The sequence below is a fragment of the Pseudomonas proteolytica genome, assembly GCF_007858275.1.
Lineage (GTDB): Bacteria > Pseudomonadota > Gammaproteobacteria > Pseudomonadales > Pseudomonadaceae > Aquipseudomonas > Aquipseudomonas proteolytica.
Map to the genome: position 1 here is coordinate 1 of NZ_VFEV01000019.1, position 18610 is coordinate 18610.

Genomic DNA, 18610 nt, shown 5'->3' on the forward strand with positions numbered 1-18610 from the left:
AATAAGCCGAATGCGTTGTACCAGATACACCGCAGCGGCTGGTTTTGGGGCTGCTTCGCAGCCCAGCGCGGGGCAAGCCCGCTCGCCACAGGGGAGTTCGTCAGTTTCTGAAAGTTGTGTAGATACCGATGCTGCGATGCGGGCACCTCGGTCTTTCAGAGATACCGAGGTGATGCAATCGCAGGCAAGCCAGCTCCCACACAAGCCCTCATCCACATTAGGTCATCCGTGTGCTGGAGGGCTGTGTTCAGCCCTCTTCACCCTCATCATCATCCCCGCCATCCACCTTCATCCCCAATTCCTTGATCTTGCGGGTCAAGGTGTTACGACCCCAGCCCAGCAGCACGGCGGCGTCACGCCGGCGGCCAGCGGTGTGCTTGAGGGCCGTCTCGATCATGATCCGCTCAAAGGTCGGCACGGCGCTGTCCAGCAGGCTCGACTGGCCGCGAGCCAAGGCCTGGTCGGCCCATTGGCGCAGGGCTTGTTCCCAGTTGGTCACGGGCGCTGAATCCTGCGGCAGGCTCAACAGCTCCGGCGGCAGGTCGCTGATATGCACTTCGCGCCCGGACGCCATCACCGTGATCCAGCGGCAGGTATTCTCCAGCTGGCGCACGTTGCCCGGCCACGGCAGGTTTTTCAGGTATTCCTCGGTTTCCGTCTTCAGCAGCTTGGGCTCTACCGCCAGCTCCTGGGCGGCGCGGCTGAGGAAGTGGCGGGCCAGGGTCGGGATGTCTTCGCGGCGGTCCGACATCCGCGGGATGTGGATGCGGATCACGTTGAGGCGGTGGAACAAGTCCTCGCGGAACTTGCCGGCGTGCACCAGGGTTTCCAGGTTCTGGTGGGTCGCGGCGATGATCCGCACATCGACCTTGACCGGCGTATGGCCGCCGACACGATAGAACTCACCGTCGGCCAGCACCCGCAACAGTCGGGTCTGGGTGTCGGCCGGCATATCGCCGATTTCATCGAGAAACAGGGTGCCGCCGTCGGCCTGTTCAAACCGGCCGCGACGCAGGTTGGCGGCGCCGGTAAACGCGCCTTTCTCATGGCCGAACAGCTCCGATTCCATCAAGTCCTTGGGGATCGCCGCCATGTTCAGCGCGATGAACGGCGAGGCGGCCCGTGGGCTGTGGCGGTGCAGGGCATGGGCGACCAGCTCTTTACCGGTGCCGGACTCACCGTTGATCAGCACGGTGATGTTGGAATGGCTCAAGCGCCCGATGGCGCGAAACACTTCCTGCATCGCCGGCGCTTCACCGATGATTTCCGGGGTGCGCGTCAGGGTCGGTTCCACGGCCTGGCCTTGCTGCTCCTGGGCGTGCTGGTTGGCGCGCTTGACCAGCGCCACCGCCTCATCGACGTCGAACGGCTTGGGCAGGTACTCGAAGGCGCCGCCTTGATAGGACGCGACAGCGCTGTCCAGGTCCGAGTGCGCGGTCATGATGATCACCGGCAAGCGCGGGTGCTGCTCGCGGATCCGCGCCAGCAAGTCCAGGCCGCTGGCGCCGGGCATGCGGATGTCGGAGATGATCACATCGGGCTGCTGGCGCGCCAGGCGGCTCATCACCCCGTCGGCGCTGTCGAAGCTCTGGGTGGTCATGCCTTCCTGTTGCAAGGCTTTCTCCAGGACCCAGCGGATGGAACGGTCGTCATCGACGATCCAGACAGTTTCACTACGGCTCATGTCGATGGGGCTCCTTGTTCCAGTGGCAGAAAGATCGAAAAGGTCGTGTGGCCGGGATGGCTTTCACATTCGATCAGGCCCTGGTGCTGGCTGATGATGTTCTGGGTAATGGCCAGGCCCAGCCCGGTACCGTCCGGGCGGCCGCTGACCATCGGGAAGAAAATGGTTTCTTGCAGTTCGGCCGGGATACCCGGGCCGTTGTCGATGATCTCGACCTTGGTCACCAGGCGATGGCGTACGTGGCCAATGGTGAACTGGCGCAAGGCGCGGGTGCGCAGGCTGATACGGCCCAGGCGCAGTTCGTTCTGGCTGCTGATGGCCTGCATGGCGTTGCGCACGATATTGAGCACCGCCTGGATCATCTGCTCGCGGTCGATCAATACGTCGGGGATGCTCGGGTCATAGTCGCGCACCAGGGTGATGCAGCCCTGGCTTTCGGCCTCCACCAACTGGCAGACGCGCTCCAGCACTTCATGCACGTTGGTCATCGCCAGCGACGGCAGTTTGTTGGAACCCAGCATGCGGTCCACCAGGTTTCGCAGGCGGTCGGCTTCCTCGATGATGACGTTGGTGTAGTCCTTGAGGTGCTCATCCGGCAGCTCGCGGGCCAACAACTGTGCGGCGCCGCGAATCCCGCCCAGGGGGTTCTTGATCTCATGGGCCAGGCCGCGTACCAGCATCTTGCTGGTTTCCTGCTTGGACAACTGCGCCTCTTCCTTGGTGATGCGCAGCAGGCGATCGCGGGGATGCACCTCCAGCAGCAGCAAGGTGGCGCCGTGGCTCAGGATCGGTGTTACCGCGTAGTCGACGGTCAGGGTCTGGCCGGTGAGGGCCGTGAGCATCGCTTCGCGCTTGGTGAACGGGTGGGCCTGCTCCACGGCCTGGCGCAAGGAACTCAACGCCTCGGCGGACTCGGTGAACAGCTCGCTGATAAATTGCCCATGGCTGCGCTGGCCGCTGATGGCCAGGAGCATCTCCGCCGCGGGGTTCATGTACTCAAGGCGCAGTTCGGCATTGAGCAGGATGGTCGCGGTGGTCAGGTTGTCGAGTAGCAAGCGGTGCAGTGCGTCGCTGATGGTCATGAGGACCTCTTTTGGAGCAAGGCGTGGGCTTGAGGCTCACGCTGATACCAGGAAAATGCAAAAACCAAACCAAGGCTCCGAAAAGAAGCGTAAAAGCCCTGAAATAGGGGCTTTAGGCGCGAAACTATGGCGCTCTGCCAGCTTGCTCGGGAGATATCGACCCAAAATGGGCTGGCCGGCGGGCATGGGTGCAACCTATCGCACCAATATAGTGCGAATCCCGGCATTCTGTTCAGCGATCAACTATTTCCTGGAAGCACCAATCAAACTGTATGAGCTGGCTTGCCTGCGATAGCGGTGTATCTGTCACATCACGACTGACTGAACCACCGCTATCGCAGGTAAGCCAGCTCCCACAGTTTTGATGGGGTTTGCAAAGGTGGAGAGTCATTGTTTCAGGCAAAAAAAAGACCTCCCGAAGGAGGCCTTTTTGTCACGCCGCGTTGAGCAGCGCTACCGGATCAGCAGCTGTAGTACAGCTCGTATTCCAGTGGGTGTACGAAGGTGCGGACCTTGATTTCTTCTTCGCTTTTCAGGGCGATGTAGGCATCGATGAAGTCGTCGCTGAACACGCCGCCTTTGGTCAGGAACGCACGGCCCTTGTCCAGCTCTTCCAGGGCTTCTTTCAGGCTGCCGCACACTTGTGGGATTTCCTTGGCCTCTTCAGGCGGCAGGTCGTACAAGTTTTTGTCGGCGGCGTCGCCTGGGTGGATCTTGTTCTGGATGCCGTCCAGGCCAGCCATCAGCAGTGCAGCAAAGCCCAGGTACGGGTTGGCTGCTGGATCCGGGAAGCGTGCTTCGATACGGCGAGCGCGAGGGCTGGACACGTAAGGAATACGGATCGAAGCGGAACGGTTGCGAGCCGAGTAGGCCAGCATCACCGGTGCTTCAAAACCTGGGACCAGACGCTTGTAGGAGTTGGTCGACGGGTTGGTGAAGCCGTTCAGGGCCTTACCGTGCTTGATGATGCCGCCGATGAAGTACAGGGCGGTGTCGGACAGGCCGGCATAACCTTCGCCAGCGAAGGTGTTCTTGCCATCTTTGGCGATGGACAGGTGAACGTGCATACCCGAACCGTTATCGCCGTACAGTGGCTTAGGCATGAAGGTAGCGGTACGGCCGTAGGCCACTGCCACGTTGTGTACGCAGTACTTGAGGGTCTGTACTTCGTCAGCCTTGGCAACCAGGGTGTTGAACTTCACACCGATTTCGTTCTGGCCGGCAGTCGCCACTTCGTGGTGGTGAACTTCGATGACCAGGCCCATGTCTTCCATGGCGTTGCACATGGAGGTACGGATTTCGTGGTCGTGGTCGAACGGTGGTACTGGGAAGTAGCCGCCTTTGACGCCTGGACGGTGGCCATGGTTGCCGCCTTCCACGTCCTGGTCGGACATCCACGAACCCTGGTCGGAGAAGATCTTGAACATGGAGCCGGAGATGTCGGACTTGAACTTCACCTGGTCAAAGATGAAGAACTCAGGCTCAGGGCCCACGAATACGGTGTCACCGATACCGGTGGACTTCAGGTATTCCTCGGCACGCTTGGCGATCGCACGTGGGTCGCGGTCGTAGCCCTGCATGGTCGAAGGCTCGATCACGTCGCAGACGATGATCAGGGTTGGCTCTTCGGTGAACGGGTCGAGTACGGCGGTGGAGTCGTCCGGCATCAGGATCATGTCGGAGGCTTCGATGCCTTTCCAGCCAGCGATGGAGGAGCCGTCGAACATTTTGCCTTCTTCGAAGAAGGCGTCATCCAGCGCGTCGCGAGCCGGCATGGTCACGTGGTGCTGAGTGCCTTTGGTGTCCGTGAAGCGCAGATCAATCCATTTAACGTCATGATCTTTGATGAGTTGAACCGACTTCGACATAGTGTCCTCCGGGTGGCTTCGGGCTGGGGTAGTGGAGTAGCCCTTAGAATGTGGGTGATGCCGGCGCGGATAGTCCGCCATGGCAACCTGCCTCACAAGAGAGCAAATTGCATGCCAGTGCCCCGACATGGGTTTTTTGCCTCAAAATGGCCCCTATAAAGGTGCAAATCGTCGAAATGGCAAAAATCGCGCACTGCAATGTAGCGTAACTGCCTGTAAATGCACCTCTTTGGTGCGTTGCGTGCCGTTTGTATATTAACTGGTCAAACCTTGAGCGATTTCCGCTATAATCCGCGCCCCCCTTTTTCGGCTGGCCCTGCGCGCGCTGTTTCCATGAAATTAATCGTTAAAGTCTTCCCCGAGATCACCATCAAGAGCCGACCGGTACGGATGCGTTTCATCCGTCAATTGGCCAAGAATATCCGCGCCGTGCTCCGTGACCTGGACCCGGCCGTGGTGGTGAACGGTGTGTGGGACAATCTCGAGCTGGAAACCCGCGTCAGCGACCCTAAAGCCTTGAAAGATATGACCGAGCGCCTGAGCTGCATGCCGGGCATCGCGCATTTCCTGCAGGTCGACGAGTACCCGCTGGGCGACTTCGACGACATCACGCAAAAATGCAAACTGCACTTTGGCACCAGCCTTGAAGGCAAGATTTTTTCGGTGCGCTGCAAGCGTGCGGGCAAGCACCCGTTCAGCTCCATGGATGTCGAGAAATACGTCGGCAGCAAGCTGCGTCGCGAGTGTGGGGCCGCAGGAATCTCGCTGAAAGAGCCGCAAATCGAAGTACGCATCGAAATTCGCGACCAACGGTTGTTTGTGATCCACAGCCAGCACAACAGCATCGGTGGCTACCCGCTGGGTGCGCTGGAGCAGACCCTGGTGCTGATGTCCGGCGGTTTCGACTCTACCGTGGCGGCCTACCAGATCATGCGCCGGGGCCTGATGAGCCACTTCTGCTTCTTTAACCTGGGCGGGCGTGCACACGAATTGGGCGTGATGGAAGTTGCGCACTATATCTGGAAGAAGTACGGCAGCTCCCAGCGCGTGCTGTTTGTCAGCGTACCGTTCGAGGAAGTCCTGGGAGAAATTCTCGGAAAAGTCGATAACGGTCATATGGGCGTCGTATTGAAGCGTATGATGTTGCGCGCAGCGTCGAAAATCGCCGACCGCCTGCAAATCGAAGCGCTGGTGACCGGCGAGGCGATTTCCCAGGTCTCCAGCCAGACGTTGCCGAACCTGTCCGTGATCGACTGCGTGACCGACAAGCTGGTATTGCGCCCGCTGATCGCCAGCCACAAGCAGGACATCATCGACCTGGCCAACGAAATCGGCACCGCTGATTTCGCCAAGCACATGCCAGAGTACTGCGGGGTCATCTCGGTGAACCCCAAGACCCATGCCAAGCGCTATCGCGTGGAGCATGAAGAGAAAGAATTCGACATGGCGATTCTGGAGCGAGCGCTCGAGAACGCCAAACTGGTGCCGATCGATCGAGTCATCGACGAACTGGGCCAGGACGTACAGATCGAAGAAGTCAGCGAAGCCCTGGCCGGTCAGATTGTCATCGACATCCGTCACCCGGATGCCGCTGAAGACGAGCCGCTGGAAATCGCTGGCATCGACGTGCAAACGTTGCCGTTCTATGCACTGAACGCGCGTTTCAAGGAACTGGATAACAGCCGTCAGTACCTGCTGTATTGCGACAAAGGCGTGATGAGTCGCCTGCATGCCCACCATTTGCTCAGTGAGGGATATGCCAATGTGCGCGTTTATCGACCGAGCTAAGAGCCCGGGGCTGTTTGCCTGTGGCCTGCGTCACCGGCCCCCCGACTCTGCCGTCAAGCTGTAACGGCAAGGCCTGACTCTACTGTTAATCGCTGCCACGACCTGTCAGCACACCGAATCCTCTGATCGAGATACACAAGTGATCGAAAATCTACGTAACATCGCCATCATTGCTCACGTTGACCATGGTAAAACCACCCTGGTAGACAAACTCCTGCGTCAATCCGGCACCCTGGAGCGCAACGAGCTCAACGACGAGCGCGTGATGGACTCCAACGACCAGGAAAAAGAGCGCGGTATTACCATCCTGGCAAAAAACACCGCCATCAACTGGAACGGCTACCACATCAACATCGTGGATACCCCGGGCCACGCCGACTTCGGCGGCGAAGTTGAACGTGTAATGTCGATGGTTGACTCCGTTCTGCTGCTGGTTGACGCTCAAGACGGCCCTATGCCGCAAACCCGTTTCGTGACCAAGAAGGCTTTCGAAGCCGGCCTGCGTCCAATCGTGGTGATCAACAAGGTTGACCGTCCAGGCGCGCGTCCGGACTGGGTTCTGGACCAGATCTTCGACCTGTTCGACAACCTCGGTGCCACCGAAGAACAGCTGGACTTCAAAGTCGTCTACGCCTCGGCCCTGAACGGCATTGCCGGTCTGGAACACACCGACATGGCTGAAGACATGACCCCGCTGTACCAGTCGATCGTCGACAACGTACCAGCGCCGAAAGTCGACCGTGACGGTCCGTTCCAGATGCAAATCTCCGCACTGGACTACAACAGCTTCCTGGGTGTTATCGGCGTTGGCCGTATCGCTCGTGGTCGCGTCAAGCCGAACACTCCGGTCGTGGCTATCGACGCCACCGGCAAGAAGCGTAACGGTCGTATCCTGAAGCTGATGGGTCACCACGGTCTGCACCGTATTGACGTTGAAGAAGCTGCTGCAGGCGACATCGTGTGCATCAGCGGTATGGACTCGCTGTTCATCTCCGACACCCTGTGCCACCCGGACATGGTTGAAGCAATGGTGCCGTTGACCGTTGACGAGCCAACCGTTTCCATGACCTTCCAGGTAAACGACTCGCCTTTCTGCGGTAAAGAAGGCAAGTTCGTGACTTCCCGTAACATCAAGGAACGTCTGGACAAAGAGCTGCTGTACAACGTTGCACTGCGCGTTGAAGAAGGCGACTCGGCTGACAAGTTCAAGGTTTCCGGCCGTGGTGAGCTGCACCTCTCGGTACTGATCGAAACCATGCGTCGCGAAGGCTTCGAAATGGGCGTTGGCCGTCCGGAAGTGATCATCCGTACCGTTGACGGCGTGAAGCAGGAACCGTTCGAAAACGTCACCATCGACACCCCTGAAGAATCCCAGGGCAAGGTCATGGAAGAGATGGGCCTGCGTAAGGGCGACCTGACCAACATGGTGCCGGATGGCAAAGGCCGTGTGCGTCTGGAATACAACATCCCTGCTCGTGGTCTGATCGGTTTCCGTAACCAGTTCCTGACCCTGACCAACGGTGCTGGCATCCTGACCTCGATCTTCGATCGCTACGACACCATGAAGTCCGGCGACATGTCCGGCCGTCAGAACGGTGTTCTGGTATCGGTAGAAACCGGCAAGGCACTGACCTACTCCCTGGAAACCCTCCAGGCGCGTGGCAAGCTGTTCGTTGAACACGGTCAAGAGATCTACAACGGCCAGATCGTTGGTCTGAACAGCCGTGACAACGACATGGGCGTCAACCCAACCAAAGGCAAGAAGCTCGACAACATGCGTGCTTCGGGTAAAGACGAAACCATCGCCCTGGTTCCACCTGTTCGCTTCACCCTGGAACAGGCTCTGGAATTCATCCAGGACGACGAGCTGTGCGAAGTGACGCCGAAGTCCATCCGTCTTCGTAAGAAGATCCTGGACGAAGGCGAGCGTACCCGCGCTGCCAAAAAGGCCAAGAACTGATACTTAGTTCCGGCTGAATAAAAACGCCCCCGGTCGAAAGGCCGGGGGCGTTTTTTTATGCCCGCAATATTTGCAGTGGCTGTACCGGCCTCTTCGCGAGCAAGCCCGCTCCCACGCTTGACCTCATTCATCCTGAAAAAACGCGGTCGAATGTGGGAGCGGCGGTGCGACGATTCGACTTGCTCGCGAAAGCGCTAGTTCAAGCAATAAAGAACTTGGATCAGAACTTGTCGAGGGTCTTGAACTTGGTCTCGCGCACCACTTCCTTGGGCTTGTACGCGCAATACCCCGGCCGTGGCCCGATCTTCGGGTGATTGCGGCAGGTATCCGGGCGCTTGTCATAAATAGTGCAGAAGCGCGTCTTACGATCCAGGTACAGGCAATCGTTGTTGCTCATGCGCTGCAGGGTAAAGATCTCGGACTTGGAGTTGAAACGCTCGACGATGCCTTCCTTCTGCAAGCGCTTGGCGATGTTCTTCGGCGGGTCGCCACGCTCGAATTCGTCGACGATGCCAATGCGGATCAAATCCTTGATCTTCACCTCAACCGGCAGGGTGCAGCAGTTGGACGTGCAGCCGCCGCACATGTGGCTGGAGTATTTCTGCCACGTTTCGAGACGGTCGAGTTCCGCGGCGGCGATCAGTTGAGGCTTCATCAGGTTTCCAAGAGGGGCTTTGTCCGGGCGCGCGATCATACCGGGATTGGTGATTTTTTGAACAATATTTTGCGGATTTCGGCTCAAAGGCTCCCGCCCGTCTCAAACGGGCACGGCCCCTGCATCTAAAACCTGCATGCGTGAATGAGTGAAAAAACTGCCGAACCGTCAGCCATGCCATGGGTCAGACCGTCTAGGCTCTAGGATTTCCCTTCTTCTATCTCGCCCGAGGTCGCACCGATGTCTCAGGAACCGCTTGTACGAGAAGCAGAGGTAGCCGCGTTTCGCGATGCTGTCTTGACCAAACTCACTTATGCGGTGGGCAAGGATCCCGATCACGCCTTTGACCACGACTGGTTCGAAGCCATTGCCCTGGCGGCGCGCGACCATATGGTCGACCACTGGATGGACCACACCCGGCGTATCTACCGGCGTGGGCAGAAGCGGGTGTATTACCTGTCCCTGGAATTTTTGATCGGTCGTTTGCTGTTTGACAGCCTGAGCAACCTCGGCCTGCTGGAGGTGGCGCGCGAAGCCCTCGGCGAGTTGGGTGTGGACCTGGAGCGCATTCGCCTGCTGGAGCCCGATGCGGCCCTGGGCAACGGGGGCCTGGGGCGCCTGGCCGCGTGCTTTATGGAAAGCATGTCGACCCTGGGCATTGCCGGCCATGGCTATGGCATTCGTTACGAACACGGGCTGTTTCGCCAGGCGATTGTCGATGGCTGGCAGCAGGAGCAGACCGAACGCTGGCTGGATTTCGGCAACCCCTGGGAGTTCGAGCGCGCCGAGGTGATCTACCCGATCGGCTTTGGCGGCAGCGTCGAGACTGTGCTGGATGCGTCCGGCAAGTCGATCCAGGTCTGGTCGCCCAATGAAACCGTGCGCGCCGTAGCCTACGACACCCCGGTGGTCGGCTGGCGTGGCGCCAGTGTGAACACCTTGCGCCTGTGGCGTGCGCGGGCCGTCGAAGACCTGCACCTGGAGCGCTTCAACGCCGGTGACCATTTGGGCGCCGTTGCCGAAGTGGCCCGTGCCGAAAGCATCTCAAGGGTGCTTTACCCGGCCGACAGCACCGAAGCAGGGCAGGAATTGCGCCTGCGCCAGGAATATTTCTTCGTCTCGGCCTCCCTGCAGGACCTGCTGCGCCGCCACAAAAACATGCACGGCTCGGTCCTGAGCCTGGGCGAGCACGCGGCCATCCAGCTCAATGACACGCACCCGTCCATCGCCGTGGCCGAGTTGATGCGCCAATTGGTCGACCTGCACGATATTGCCTGGGATGCGGCCTGGCAGGTCACCGTCGAAACGCTGTCCTACACCAACCACACCCTGCTCCCCGAAGCCCTGGAAACCTGGCCGGTGGGCCTGATGGAACGCATGCTGCCCCGGCACATGCAGATCATTTACCTGATCAACGCCCAGCACATTGATTCGCTGCGGGCCAAGGGCATTCACGACTTCGACGTCCTGCGCGCTGTCTCGCTGATCGAAGAAGACAACGGGCGCCGCGTGCGCATGGGCAACCTGGCGTTCCTGGGGTCCCACAGCGTCAACGGCGTCTCGGGATTGCATACGCAGCTGATGCGCAGCACGGTGTTTTCCGAACTGCACAAGCTCTACCCCGAGCGTATCAACAACAAGACCAACGGCATTACTTTCCGCCGCTGGCTGTTCCAGGCCAACCCCAAGCTTACCGCGATGCTGGTGGAGGCCCTGGGGCCGGACATTCTCGACAACATGGAACAGCGCCTGGTGGAGCTGGAAACCTTCGCCGAGAAAGACGCCTTTCGCAAAGCCTTCGCCGAGCAGCGCCTGCACAGCAAGCGGGTGCTGGCCGATATCATCCACGAGCGCCTGGGGATTTCGGTCAACCCGGCGGCGATGTTCGATGTGCAGGTCAAGCGTATCCACGAGTACAAGCGCCAATTGCTGAACCTGTTGCACACGGTTGCCCTGTACCAGGCGATTCGCGCCGAACCCGAAGTGGATTGGGTGCCGCGGGTGAAGATCTTCGCCGGCAAGGCGGCGGCCAGTTATCACCAGGCCAAGCTGATCATCAAGCTGACCAACGACATCGCCCGTACGGTGAACAACGACCCCACGGTGCGTGGCTTGCTCAAGGTCGTGTTCCTGCCCAACTACAACGTCAGCCTCGCCGAAAACATCATCCCGGCGGCGGACCTGTCGGAGCAGATCTCCACCGCCGGGTTTGAGGCCTCGGGCACCAGCAACATGAAGTTCGGCCTCAATGGCGCGCTGACCATCGGCACTATGGATGGCGCCAATGTGGAGATGCATGAGCGTATCGGCGGCGAGCACATGTTTATTTTCGGCCTCAGCGCCGAGCAGGTGGAAGCGCGTAAACAGGCCGGTGAGTTCAATGCCGGCCCTGATATCGCCGCATCCCACCGCTTGAACGACGTGCTGCAGGCGATTCGTGGCGGGGTGTTCTCGCCGGACGATCCGGGGCGCTATGTGGGGTTGATCGACTCGTTGATCGCCTATGACCGGTTCCTGGTGTGCGCCGATTTTGACGCCTACTGGGACGCCCAGGCGCGGGTCGAAGCCCATTGGCACGACACCAGGGAGTGGTGGCGTTCGGCGGTGCTCAATACTGCGCGCACGGGTTGGTTCTCGTCAGACCGAACCATCCGGGAATACGCCACCGAGATCTGGAAAGCCTTGGACTAGAACCCGCAGAACCCCGTGTGGGAGCTGGCTTGCCTGCGATAGCATCCCCTCGGTGTCACTGATACACCGAGGCGCCTGTATCGCAGGCAAGCCAGCTCCCGCACAAGCCAGGTCCTACACAAGCTGGCTCCTACATTGGGATTGTGTCGATATACTGAGCGTCGGTTACGCCCGCTTCGGGCTGCTTAGGGATCTCGACCATGCAATGGATGTTCATGCTCATTGGCCTGGTGCTCGGCTGGGCGCTGGATGAGTCGTTCAGTGACGCAGCCTTCGGCGCGCTCCTGGGTTTGGGGATTGGCCAAGCCATTCGTCTGTCGAACCTTGGCAGCGCCTTGAAGGCTCTGGAGCAACGCCTGGCGATGCTGGAAAAGCCGCCGCAGGTCGAGCCGCCCATGGTCGAACCCGCGCCCGCCCCAGAACTGGTCTGGGAACTGCCCGCCGAACTGCAACCCACCTCTGCTGCCGAACCCAGCCCGCCGCTGCCGGACGACCTGTGGAAACCGGCCGCTGCTGCACGCGAAGCTGAACCCCAAACCCCCCGTGGCCCCAACCTGATCGAACGGGCTATCCAGGGGGCGCGCAACTGGCTGCTGGGTGGCAACACCGTGCTGCGGGTTGGCGTGGTGCTGCTGTTCCTTGGCCTGGCATTTTTGCTGCGCTATGCCACCGAAGGCATGGTGGTGCCCATCGAGTTGCGCTACGCCGGTGTCGCCGCCTGCGCCCTGGGCTTACTGGGCCTGGGCTGGTGGCTGCGCGCGCGCAACGGCAATTACGCGCTGATCCTGCAAGGCACCGGCATCGCCGTGTTGTACCTGACGGTATTCGCCGCCATGCGTCTGCACCCTTTGCTCGACCCCGGCGCGGCGCTCGGCCTGCTGGTGGCAGTGACGCTGTTTTCGGCGATCCTTGCCATTACCCAGGACGCCATCGGCCTGGCCTGCGCCGCCGCCCTGGGCGGTTTCGCCGCGCCGATCCTGGCGTCCACCGGCGAGGGCAGCCATGTGGCGCTGTTCAGCTACTTCACCTTGCTCAACGTCGGCATCCTCGCCATTGCCTGGTTCAAGGCCTGGCGCCTGCTCAATGTGATTGGTTTTGCCGGCACCTTCGGTATCGGCTTTGCCTGGGGCATCCGCTCCTACACGCCGGAGTTGCTGTGGAGTACCGAGCCGTTCCTGATTGTGTTTTTCCTGATGTACCTGGCCATCGGCCTGTTGTTTGCGCGGCGCAAACTCCTGGAAATGCCCGACGCCCCGGCCGATGACAGCCGTGGCGCATTGCTGCGCTGGTCGGCGGCCAAGGGGGATTATGTGGATGGCGGCCTGCTGTTCGGGCCACCGCTTGTGGCGTTTGGCTTGCAGTTCACCCTGGTGCAACACCTGGAGTTCGCACCGGCATTCAGCGCGTTGGCGTTGGGCATCATCTATATGCTCCTGGCGCGTGTGCTCAGTGGCGGGCGCACCGTATTGCTGGCCGAAACCTGCCTGGCCCTGGGCGTGATCTTCGCCAGCCTGGCGATCCCCCTGGGCCTGGATGCGCGCTGGACCGCCGCGGCGTGGGCGGTGGAGGGGGCGGGGATCTTCTGGCTGGGGTTGCGTCAGCAGCGCTTGCTGGCTCGCGGGTTTGGCCTGCTGCTGCAACTGGGTTCGGCACTGGCGTTTCTCAGTGAGTTGCAGGCGGGCGAATACACGCTGCTTGAGGGTGCACCGTTGGGTGCGTTGCTGCTTGGCGTGGCGTTGCTGTTTAGCTTCTGGCAACTGCGCAAGGCGGGCGATGAGCAGGTGTCTGCCTGGGAGCGCCACGGTTTGCCGGTGTTGGCCGGCTTGGGGCTGGGCTGCTTGTATTTGCTGGCACCGTTGCTGCTGTCGATCAACGGTACGGCGATCAGTTGGGCGCTGGCGGGCGCGGTGACACTGTTTGCCGGCCTGCGTATCGCTTCGCGCACTTTCCTGTTCGCGGGGCTTACTGTGCAAGTGCTGGGCGGCACATTGCTGTTGTGGTGGGCGCCGTGGATCGACGAAGAGTGGCCTGCGTTCCGGCATCTAGGATTCTGGGCGCCGATGCTTGTAGGGCTGGCAGCATTCGTGGGCGCCTGGCGTTTGCGGGGCGCAGGTCAATCGTCGGTGTTTGACGGGCTTAAGTTGCCGCGTATCGCGGATGGGCTGTTGGCCTGGGGCGTAATCTGGTGGGCGGCAGCGCTGAACAGCGAAGTGCTGCGCTTTACGCCTCCTGAACTGCAAGCCACGTTCCTGCTGGCGGCCGCGGCGGCCAGTGTGGCGCTCTGGACTGTGTTGGCCGTGCGTCTGCGCTGGGCATCGCTGGGCGCCATGAGCCTGTTGCTGATGCCGGCGGCGGCGATGGTGCTGCTGGTTTCGGCGCATCGCTATTATCACCCAGCAGCCGAATTTGGCTGGCTGGCCTGGAGCTGCGTGTTCGCCGTACATTTCATCTCGTTGCGCCTGTTGAGTCTGGTGGCGCCGACCAAGGCTTTGAGCATCGCCCATGTACTGGGCTGCTGGATGCTAATCGGCATGCTGGCCCTGGAGTTGCGCTACGGCCTGCTGGTGCTCTCGGTGCAATACAACGCCTGGCGCTGGCTCGGCTGGGCGATTTTCCCCAGCCTGTACCTGATAGCCGTCGCTGCACCGCGCCAATGGCCGTGGCCAGTTTCTGCTTATCCACGCGAATACCGCCTGCTGGCCGCGCTGCCGTTGGCCGTGCTGATGCTGGTGTGGTTCTGGCTGGCCAATATTTTCAGCGACGGTACCGCCAAGCCGTTGCCCTACATGCCATTGCTCAACCCCTTGGACCTTGGCCTGCTGTTTGCGCTGCTGGGTGTGTACCTGTGGGCGCGCAGCGCGGCGCCGCAACTGGGCGGCCGCACCCCCTGGATTGCCCAGGGGGTTGCCGGGGTTTCGCTGTTCGCCTTTTTCACCGCATTGGTGATGCGCACGGCGCACCACTGGGGCGGCGTGCCGTTTCATCTGGATGCGTTGCTCGACTCCATGCTGGTGCAGGCCGGATTGTCGATTGTCTGGACCCTGATTGCCCTGGGCCTGATGATCGGTGGTCATCTGCGCAATCGCCGGGAGGTGTGGCTGGTCGGCGCGGTGCTGATTGGCGTGGTGGTCGCCAAGTTGTTCCTCGTCGAGCTGAGCAACCGTGGCGGGCTGGAGCGGATTGTGTCGTTTATCGGCGTGGGCGGGCTGTTGCTGGTGGTGGGTTATTTTGCCCCGCTGCCGCCCAAACGCGTTGAACTCGAGGTTCAAACCCAAGGAGCTTCCTCTTGATCGGCAAACTGAGTATTGCCCTGGTGGGCCTGTGCACCGCGCTATCGGTATGGGCCGCAGAAGCCCCCGCCGACTTCACTGCCCAAGTGCCGCTGGCGATCAGCGGCGAAGGACCCTGGTATCGCCTGGAGTTGCCGCTGGCGGTGCAACTGAGCGCCCGCCAGGCCGATCTCAGTGACCTGCGGGTGTTCAACGCCGCCGGCGAGCCGCAGGCGTATGCATTGGTGCGTCAGTCGGCCGCCAGCGCGAAAAACCTGGCGAGGCTGAAGGGCTTCCCGCTGTACGCCGCCGACAACACCAGTGACAGCGCGCCCAGCGTGCGCGTGCAATCGAGTGCCACGGGCACCCTGGTGCAGGTGCAGCCGTCCAGCGAAGTGCCGGCCGGCGCGCAGGTGCGACGCGGCTGGTTGCTCGATGCCAGTGCCATCAAGGCGCCGTTGCAAAAGCTGATCCTCGACTGGTCCGCCGAGCACGACGGTTTCCAGCGTTTCAGCATCGAAGCCAGTGACGATTTGCAGCACTGGCGCTCCTGGGGCGAAGGGCAGTTGGCGCGCCTGGCGTTTGCCGATGATCGGGTTGAACTGCGTGAAGTGGCCTTGCCGGGGCAACCGGCGCGTTACCTGCGCCTGTTATGGCAAGGCCAGGCCGCGCCCGAGTTGACCTCCATTGAAGTGCAGAGCACCAGCAGCTTGCCGTTGCCGCTGGTGTGGTCCGAGCCATTGGCCGGCAGCGCCCTTGAAGCGGGGCAATACAGCTGGCAGCTGCCCGGGGCGTTGAATATCGAGCGGGTGCGCATCGAGTTACGCCAGCCCAACAGCCTGGCCCCGGTGGGTCTTGCCGGGCGCCAGGACAGCAAGCAGGCATGGCAGCCGTTAAGCCGCGGTTTGCTCTACCGGTTGCCGCAGAACGGGCAAGAAATCACCCAGGATCAATTGCAGTTGCCGGGTTACCCGGTCCGCCAACTCAAGCTGGACGTAGACGAGCGGGGCGGTGGCCTGGGGCCGCAGGCGCCGGGGTTGAGTTTCGCCGTGCGGGCCACGCAGGTGGTGTTCCTGGCGCGGGGCGAACCGCCGTTTACCCTGGCGCTGGGCAACCCGTCGGCCAAGGCGGCGAACCTGCCGTTGACCACCCTGATTCCCGATTATCAGCCGCAGCGCCTCGCGGCGTTGGGCCAGGCCAGGGTCGATGGCGAGTGGCGCGCCATTCCGCCGGCCGCGCCAAATGTCGCAGGTATGCCTTGGCAGACAATCGGCCTGTGGGCCGTATTGCTGCTGGGCGTAGCGGCACTCGGGGGCATGGCCTACAGTCTGTTGCGCAAGCCGCCGGCCAGGCCCTGAGCCGGGGCCTGCATGAACTCTGTCAGGGTTATCTCGTCTGATAGGAGGAAATGCGCCCCGACTCGCGCTAAACTGCGCGGGTTTTTAGCCCCCCCCATTCTCCGGAGCCGTCCATGTCCCGCGTTACCCTGAGTCGCTATTTGATTGAGCAGACCCGCAGCAACAACACCCCTGCCGATCTGCGCTTCCTGATCGAAGTGGTGGCGCGTGCTTGCAAGGAAATCAGCCACGCCGTGTCCAAGGGCGCGCTGGGCGGCGTCCTGGGCAGCATGGGCACTGAAAACGTGCAAGGCGAAGTGCAGAAGAAGCTCGACGTGATTTCCAACGAAATCCTGCTCGAAGCCAACGAATGGGGCGGTCACCTGGCCGGCATGGCGTCCGAAGAAATGGACAACGCCTACCAGATCCCGGGCAAATACCCTAAAGGCGCGTACCTGCTGGTATTCGACCCGCTGGACGGCTCGTCGAACATCGACATCAACGCGCCAGTCGGCACCATCTTCTCCGTACTGCGTTGCCCGAACGAATACCTGAGCCAGAACGAAGCCCTGAACGAAAAGGCCTTCCTGCAGCCAGGCACCGAGCAGGTCGCCGCCGGTTATGCGATCTACGGCCCGCAGACCATGCTGGTGCTGACCCTGGGCGATGGCGTCAAGGGCTTTACCCTGGACCGTGAAATGGGCAGCTTCGTGCTGACCCACGAAGACATCTCCATTCCTGCCTCGACCCAGGAATTTGCGATCAACATGTCCAACCAGCGCCACTGGGAAGAACCGGTCAAGCGCTACGTCAACGAGTTGATGGAAGGTGAAGAAGGTCCGTTGAAGAAAAACTTCAACATGCGTTGGGTCGCCGCGATGGTTGCCGACGTACACCGCATCCTGACCCGTGGTGGCCTGTTCATGTACCCACGCGACAGCCGCGAGCCGTCCAAGCCGGGCAAACTGCGCCTGATGTACGAAGCCAACCCGATGTCGTTCCTGGTCGAACAAGCTGGCGGTGCTTCCACCGACGGTCACCAGCGCATCCTCGACATCCAGCCTGAAGGCCTGCACCAGCGTGTGGCGGTGTTTCTGGGCTCCAAGGAAGAAGTGGCGCGCGTGACCGGTTACCACAAAGGTTAATGCTACCCCCTTTGGCGAGGGGGCTTGTCCCCCGCTGGGCTGCGAAGCAGCCCCCAAACCCACCCACTCGTTTTACCTGAAAGTACTCAGTGGCTTTATTGGGGCTGCTTCGCACCCCAGCGGGGGACAAGCCCCCTAGCCACAGGGGGCTTTTTTTGTTTTTGCCTTCCGGGAACCAGACCCCCCTTTTCCCTTCTAAGCTTCTGGCAGACCCCCACTGCTGCGTGTCCCTCCAGGAGCTCTACCATGTCGTTACGCCGTCTCGCACTCTTGTGCTTTTGCGTCCTATTGGCCGCTTGCAGCAAGGTCACCCAGGAAAACTACCAAAAGCTCTCGGCTGGCATGGCCAAGGCTGAAGTGGAGTCGTTGCTGGGTAAGCCCACCGATTGTTCCGGCGCGCTGGGCATGTCCAGTTGCACCTGGGGCGATAAAACCAGCTTTATCAGCGTGCAGTACGCCGGTGACAAAGTTCTGATGTTTTCCGGGCAAGGCCTGAAGTAAACCGGGGCGCAAGCCTGCGGGAGAAGAAGAATGATGCGTTTCGTTTTATACCTTTGCGCCAGCCTGTTTTTGGCAGGCTGCGCCAGCCATTCTGGCGATGATCTGCAACCCAAGACCGTCGGCAGCGTCAACCTCAAGCGTTACCAGGGCACCTGGTACGAGTTGGCCCGCCTGCCCATGTACTTCCAGCGTAACTGCGCGCAGTCCGAGGCCCGTTACTCCCTGCTGCCCGATGGCGACATGTCAGTGTTCAACCGCTGCCTGACCACCGAGTGGAAGTGGGAAGAAGCCAAGGGCACGGCCACGCCGCAAGTACCGGGCAAGACCGACAAGTTGTGGGTCGAATTCAATAACTGGTTCACCGCGCTGTTGCCGGGCGTGGCCAAGGGCGATTACTGGGTGTTGTACGTCAGCGACGACTACAAGACCGCCATCGTCGGCAGCCCGAGCCGGCGCTACATGTGGCTGCTGTCGCGCACGCCGACCGTCAGCGCCGACACCCGCGAAGACCTGCTCAGCAGGGCACGCCAGCAGGGTTACGACACCACGCGTTTGATCTGGCGTACGTCGGATAAGCAGATGAGCAAGACGTCGCAGTAATGCGAAATAGAAAGGGCGGGTTTTTTAATA

Annotated in this window: 12 protein-coding genes; 8 read left to right on the forward strand and 4 right to left on the reverse strand. The window is 61.0% G+C overall.

Annotated elements, in window-relative coordinates:
• Nucleotides 1–247 precede the first annotated feature (247 nt).
• The 3 genes from ntrC to glnA all read right to left on the reverse strand — a co-directional run bounded on the left by ntrC (nt 248) and on the right by glnA (nt 4634).
• Nucleotides 248–1684: a nitrogen regulation protein NR(I) gene (ntrC, locus tag FIV38_RS15175; RefSeq protein ID WP_029295912.1), complete on the reverse strand. Its 1437-nt coding sequence runs from the start codon at nt 1682–1684 to the stop codon at nt 248–250.
• Nucleotides 1681–2766, reverse strand: a complete 1086-nt coding sequence (glnL, locus tag FIV38_RS15180; RefSeq protein ID WP_029295914.1) for a nitrogen regulation protein NR(II) — start codon at nt 2764–2766, stop codon at nt 1681–1683. The genes ntrC and glnL overlap by 4 nt, the downstream gene beginning before the upstream one ends.
• A gap of 461 nt (nt 2767–3227) precedes the next feature.
• Complete coding sequence (gene glnA, locus FIV38_RS15185; RefSeq protein WP_029295916.1) at nt 3228–4634, reverse strand: glutamate--ammonia ligase; 1407 nt, start codon at nt 4632–4634, stop codon at nt 3228–3230.
• 333 nt (nt 4635–4967) lie between these two features.
• On the opposite strand from glnA, the gene thiI reads away from it, so the two are divergent.
• Complete coding sequence (thiI, locus tag FIV38_RS15195) at nt 4968–6422, forward strand: tRNA uracil 4-sulfurtransferase ThiI (protein WP_029295918.1); 1455 nt, start codon at nt 4968–4970, stop codon at nt 6420–6422.
• A gap of 139 nt (nt 6423–6561) precedes the next feature.
• A complete protein-coding gene (gene typA, locus FIV38_RS15200) occupies nt 6562–8382 on the forward strand; it encodes a translational GTPase TypA (protein WP_092232819.1) in 1821 nt (606 codons plus the stop codon).
• 220 nt (nt 8383–8602) lie between these two features.
• Here the strand turns inward: typA and FIV38_RS15205 are convergent, their stop codons facing one another.
• Complete coding sequence (locus FIV38_RS15205; protein WP_029295922.1) at nt 8603–9037, reverse strand: YkgJ family cysteine cluster protein; 435 nt, start codon at nt 9035–9037, stop codon at nt 8603–8605.
• Between the two features lie 240 nt (nt 9038–9277).
• Between FIV38_RS15205 and FIV38_RS15210 the strand changes: the two genes are divergently transcribed.
• The 6 genes from FIV38_RS15210 (at nt 9278) to FIV38_RS15235 (ending at nt 18580) form a co-directional block, all read left to right on the forward strand.
• Nucleotides 9278–11728: a glycogen/starch/alpha-glucan phosphorylase gene (locus tag FIV38_RS15210; protein WP_029295924.1), complete on the forward strand. Its 2451-nt coding sequence runs from the start codon at nt 9278–9280 to the stop codon at nt 11726–11728.
• 200 nt (nt 11729–11928) lie between these two features.
• Nucleotides 11929–15018, forward strand: coding sequence for a DUF2339 domain-containing protein (locus FIV38_RS15215; RefSeq protein WP_092232822.1), 3090 nt, complete (start codon nt 11929–11931; stop codon nt 15016–15018).
• Nucleotides 15018–16355, forward strand: a complete 1338-nt coding sequence (locus tag FIV38_RS15220) for a DUF3999 domain-containing protein (RefSeq protein ID WP_092237272.1) — start codon at nt 15018–15020, stop codon at nt 16353–16355. The genes FIV38_RS15215 and FIV38_RS15220 overlap by 1 nt, the downstream gene beginning before the upstream one ends.
• Nucleotides 16356–16468: 113 nt before the next feature.
• Nucleotides 16469–17479, forward strand: a complete 1011-nt coding sequence (locus FIV38_RS15225; RefSeq protein ID WP_029295932.1) for a class 1 fructose-bisphosphatase — start codon at nt 16469–16471, stop codon at nt 17477–17479.
• Nucleotides 17480–17725: 246 nt separating this feature from the next.
• Nucleotides 17726–17980 carry a hypothetical protein gene (locus FIV38_RS15230; protein ID WP_029295934.1) on the forward strand — a complete coding sequence of 85 codons (255 nt, stop codon included), beginning with the start codon at nt 17726–17728 and terminating at the stop codon, nt 17978–17980.
• Nucleotides 17981–18010: 30 nt separating this feature from the next.
• The gene (locus FIV38_RS15235) at nt 18011–18580 is read left to right on the forward strand and encodes a lipocalin family protein (protein ID WP_029295936.1); all 570 of its coding nucleotides are present in this window, start codon (nt 18011–18013) and stop codon (nt 18578–18580) included.
• The last annotated feature ends 30 nt before the right edge of the window (nt 18581–18610 follow it).

Coding starts and splice junctions, on each gene's coding strand:
- ntrC (WP_029295912.1), bottom strand. CDS start 1,684: ATGAGCCGTAGTGAAACTGTCTGGATCGTCGATGACGACCGTTCCATC.
- glnL (WP_029295914.1), bottom strand. CDS start 2,766: ATGACCATCAGCGACGCACTGCACCGCTTGCTACTCGACAACCTGACC.
- glnA (WP_029295916.1), bottom strand. CDS start 4,634: ATGTCGAAGTCGGTTCAACTCATCAAAGATCATGACGTTAAATGGATT.
- thiI (WP_029295918.1), top strand. CDS start 4,968: ATGAAATTAATCGTTAAAGTCTTCCCCGAGATCACCATCAAGAGCCGA.
- FIV38_RS15205 (WP_029295922.1), bottom strand. CDS start 9,037: ATGAAGCCTCAACTGATCGCCGCCGCGGAACTCGACCGTCTCGAAACG.
- FIV38_RS15210 (WP_029295924.1), top strand. CDS start 9,278: ATGTCTCAGGAACCGCTTGTACGAGAAGCAGAGGTAGCCGCGTTTCGC.
- FIV38_RS15215 (WP_092232822.1), top strand. CDS start 11,929: ATGCAATGGATGTTCATGCTCATTGGCCTGGTGCTCGGCTGGGCGCTG.
- FIV38_RS15225 (WP_029295932.1), top strand. CDS start 16,469: ATGTCCCGCGTTACCCTGAGTCGCTATTTGATTGAGCAGACCCGCAGC.
- FIV38_RS15230 (WP_029295934.1), top strand. CDS start 17,726: ATGTCGTTACGCCGTCTCGCACTCTTGTGCTTTTGCGTCCTATTGGCC.
- FIV38_RS15235 (WP_029295936.1), top strand. CDS start 18,011: ATGATGCGTTTCGTTTTATACCTTTGCGCCAGCCTGTTTTTGGCAGGC.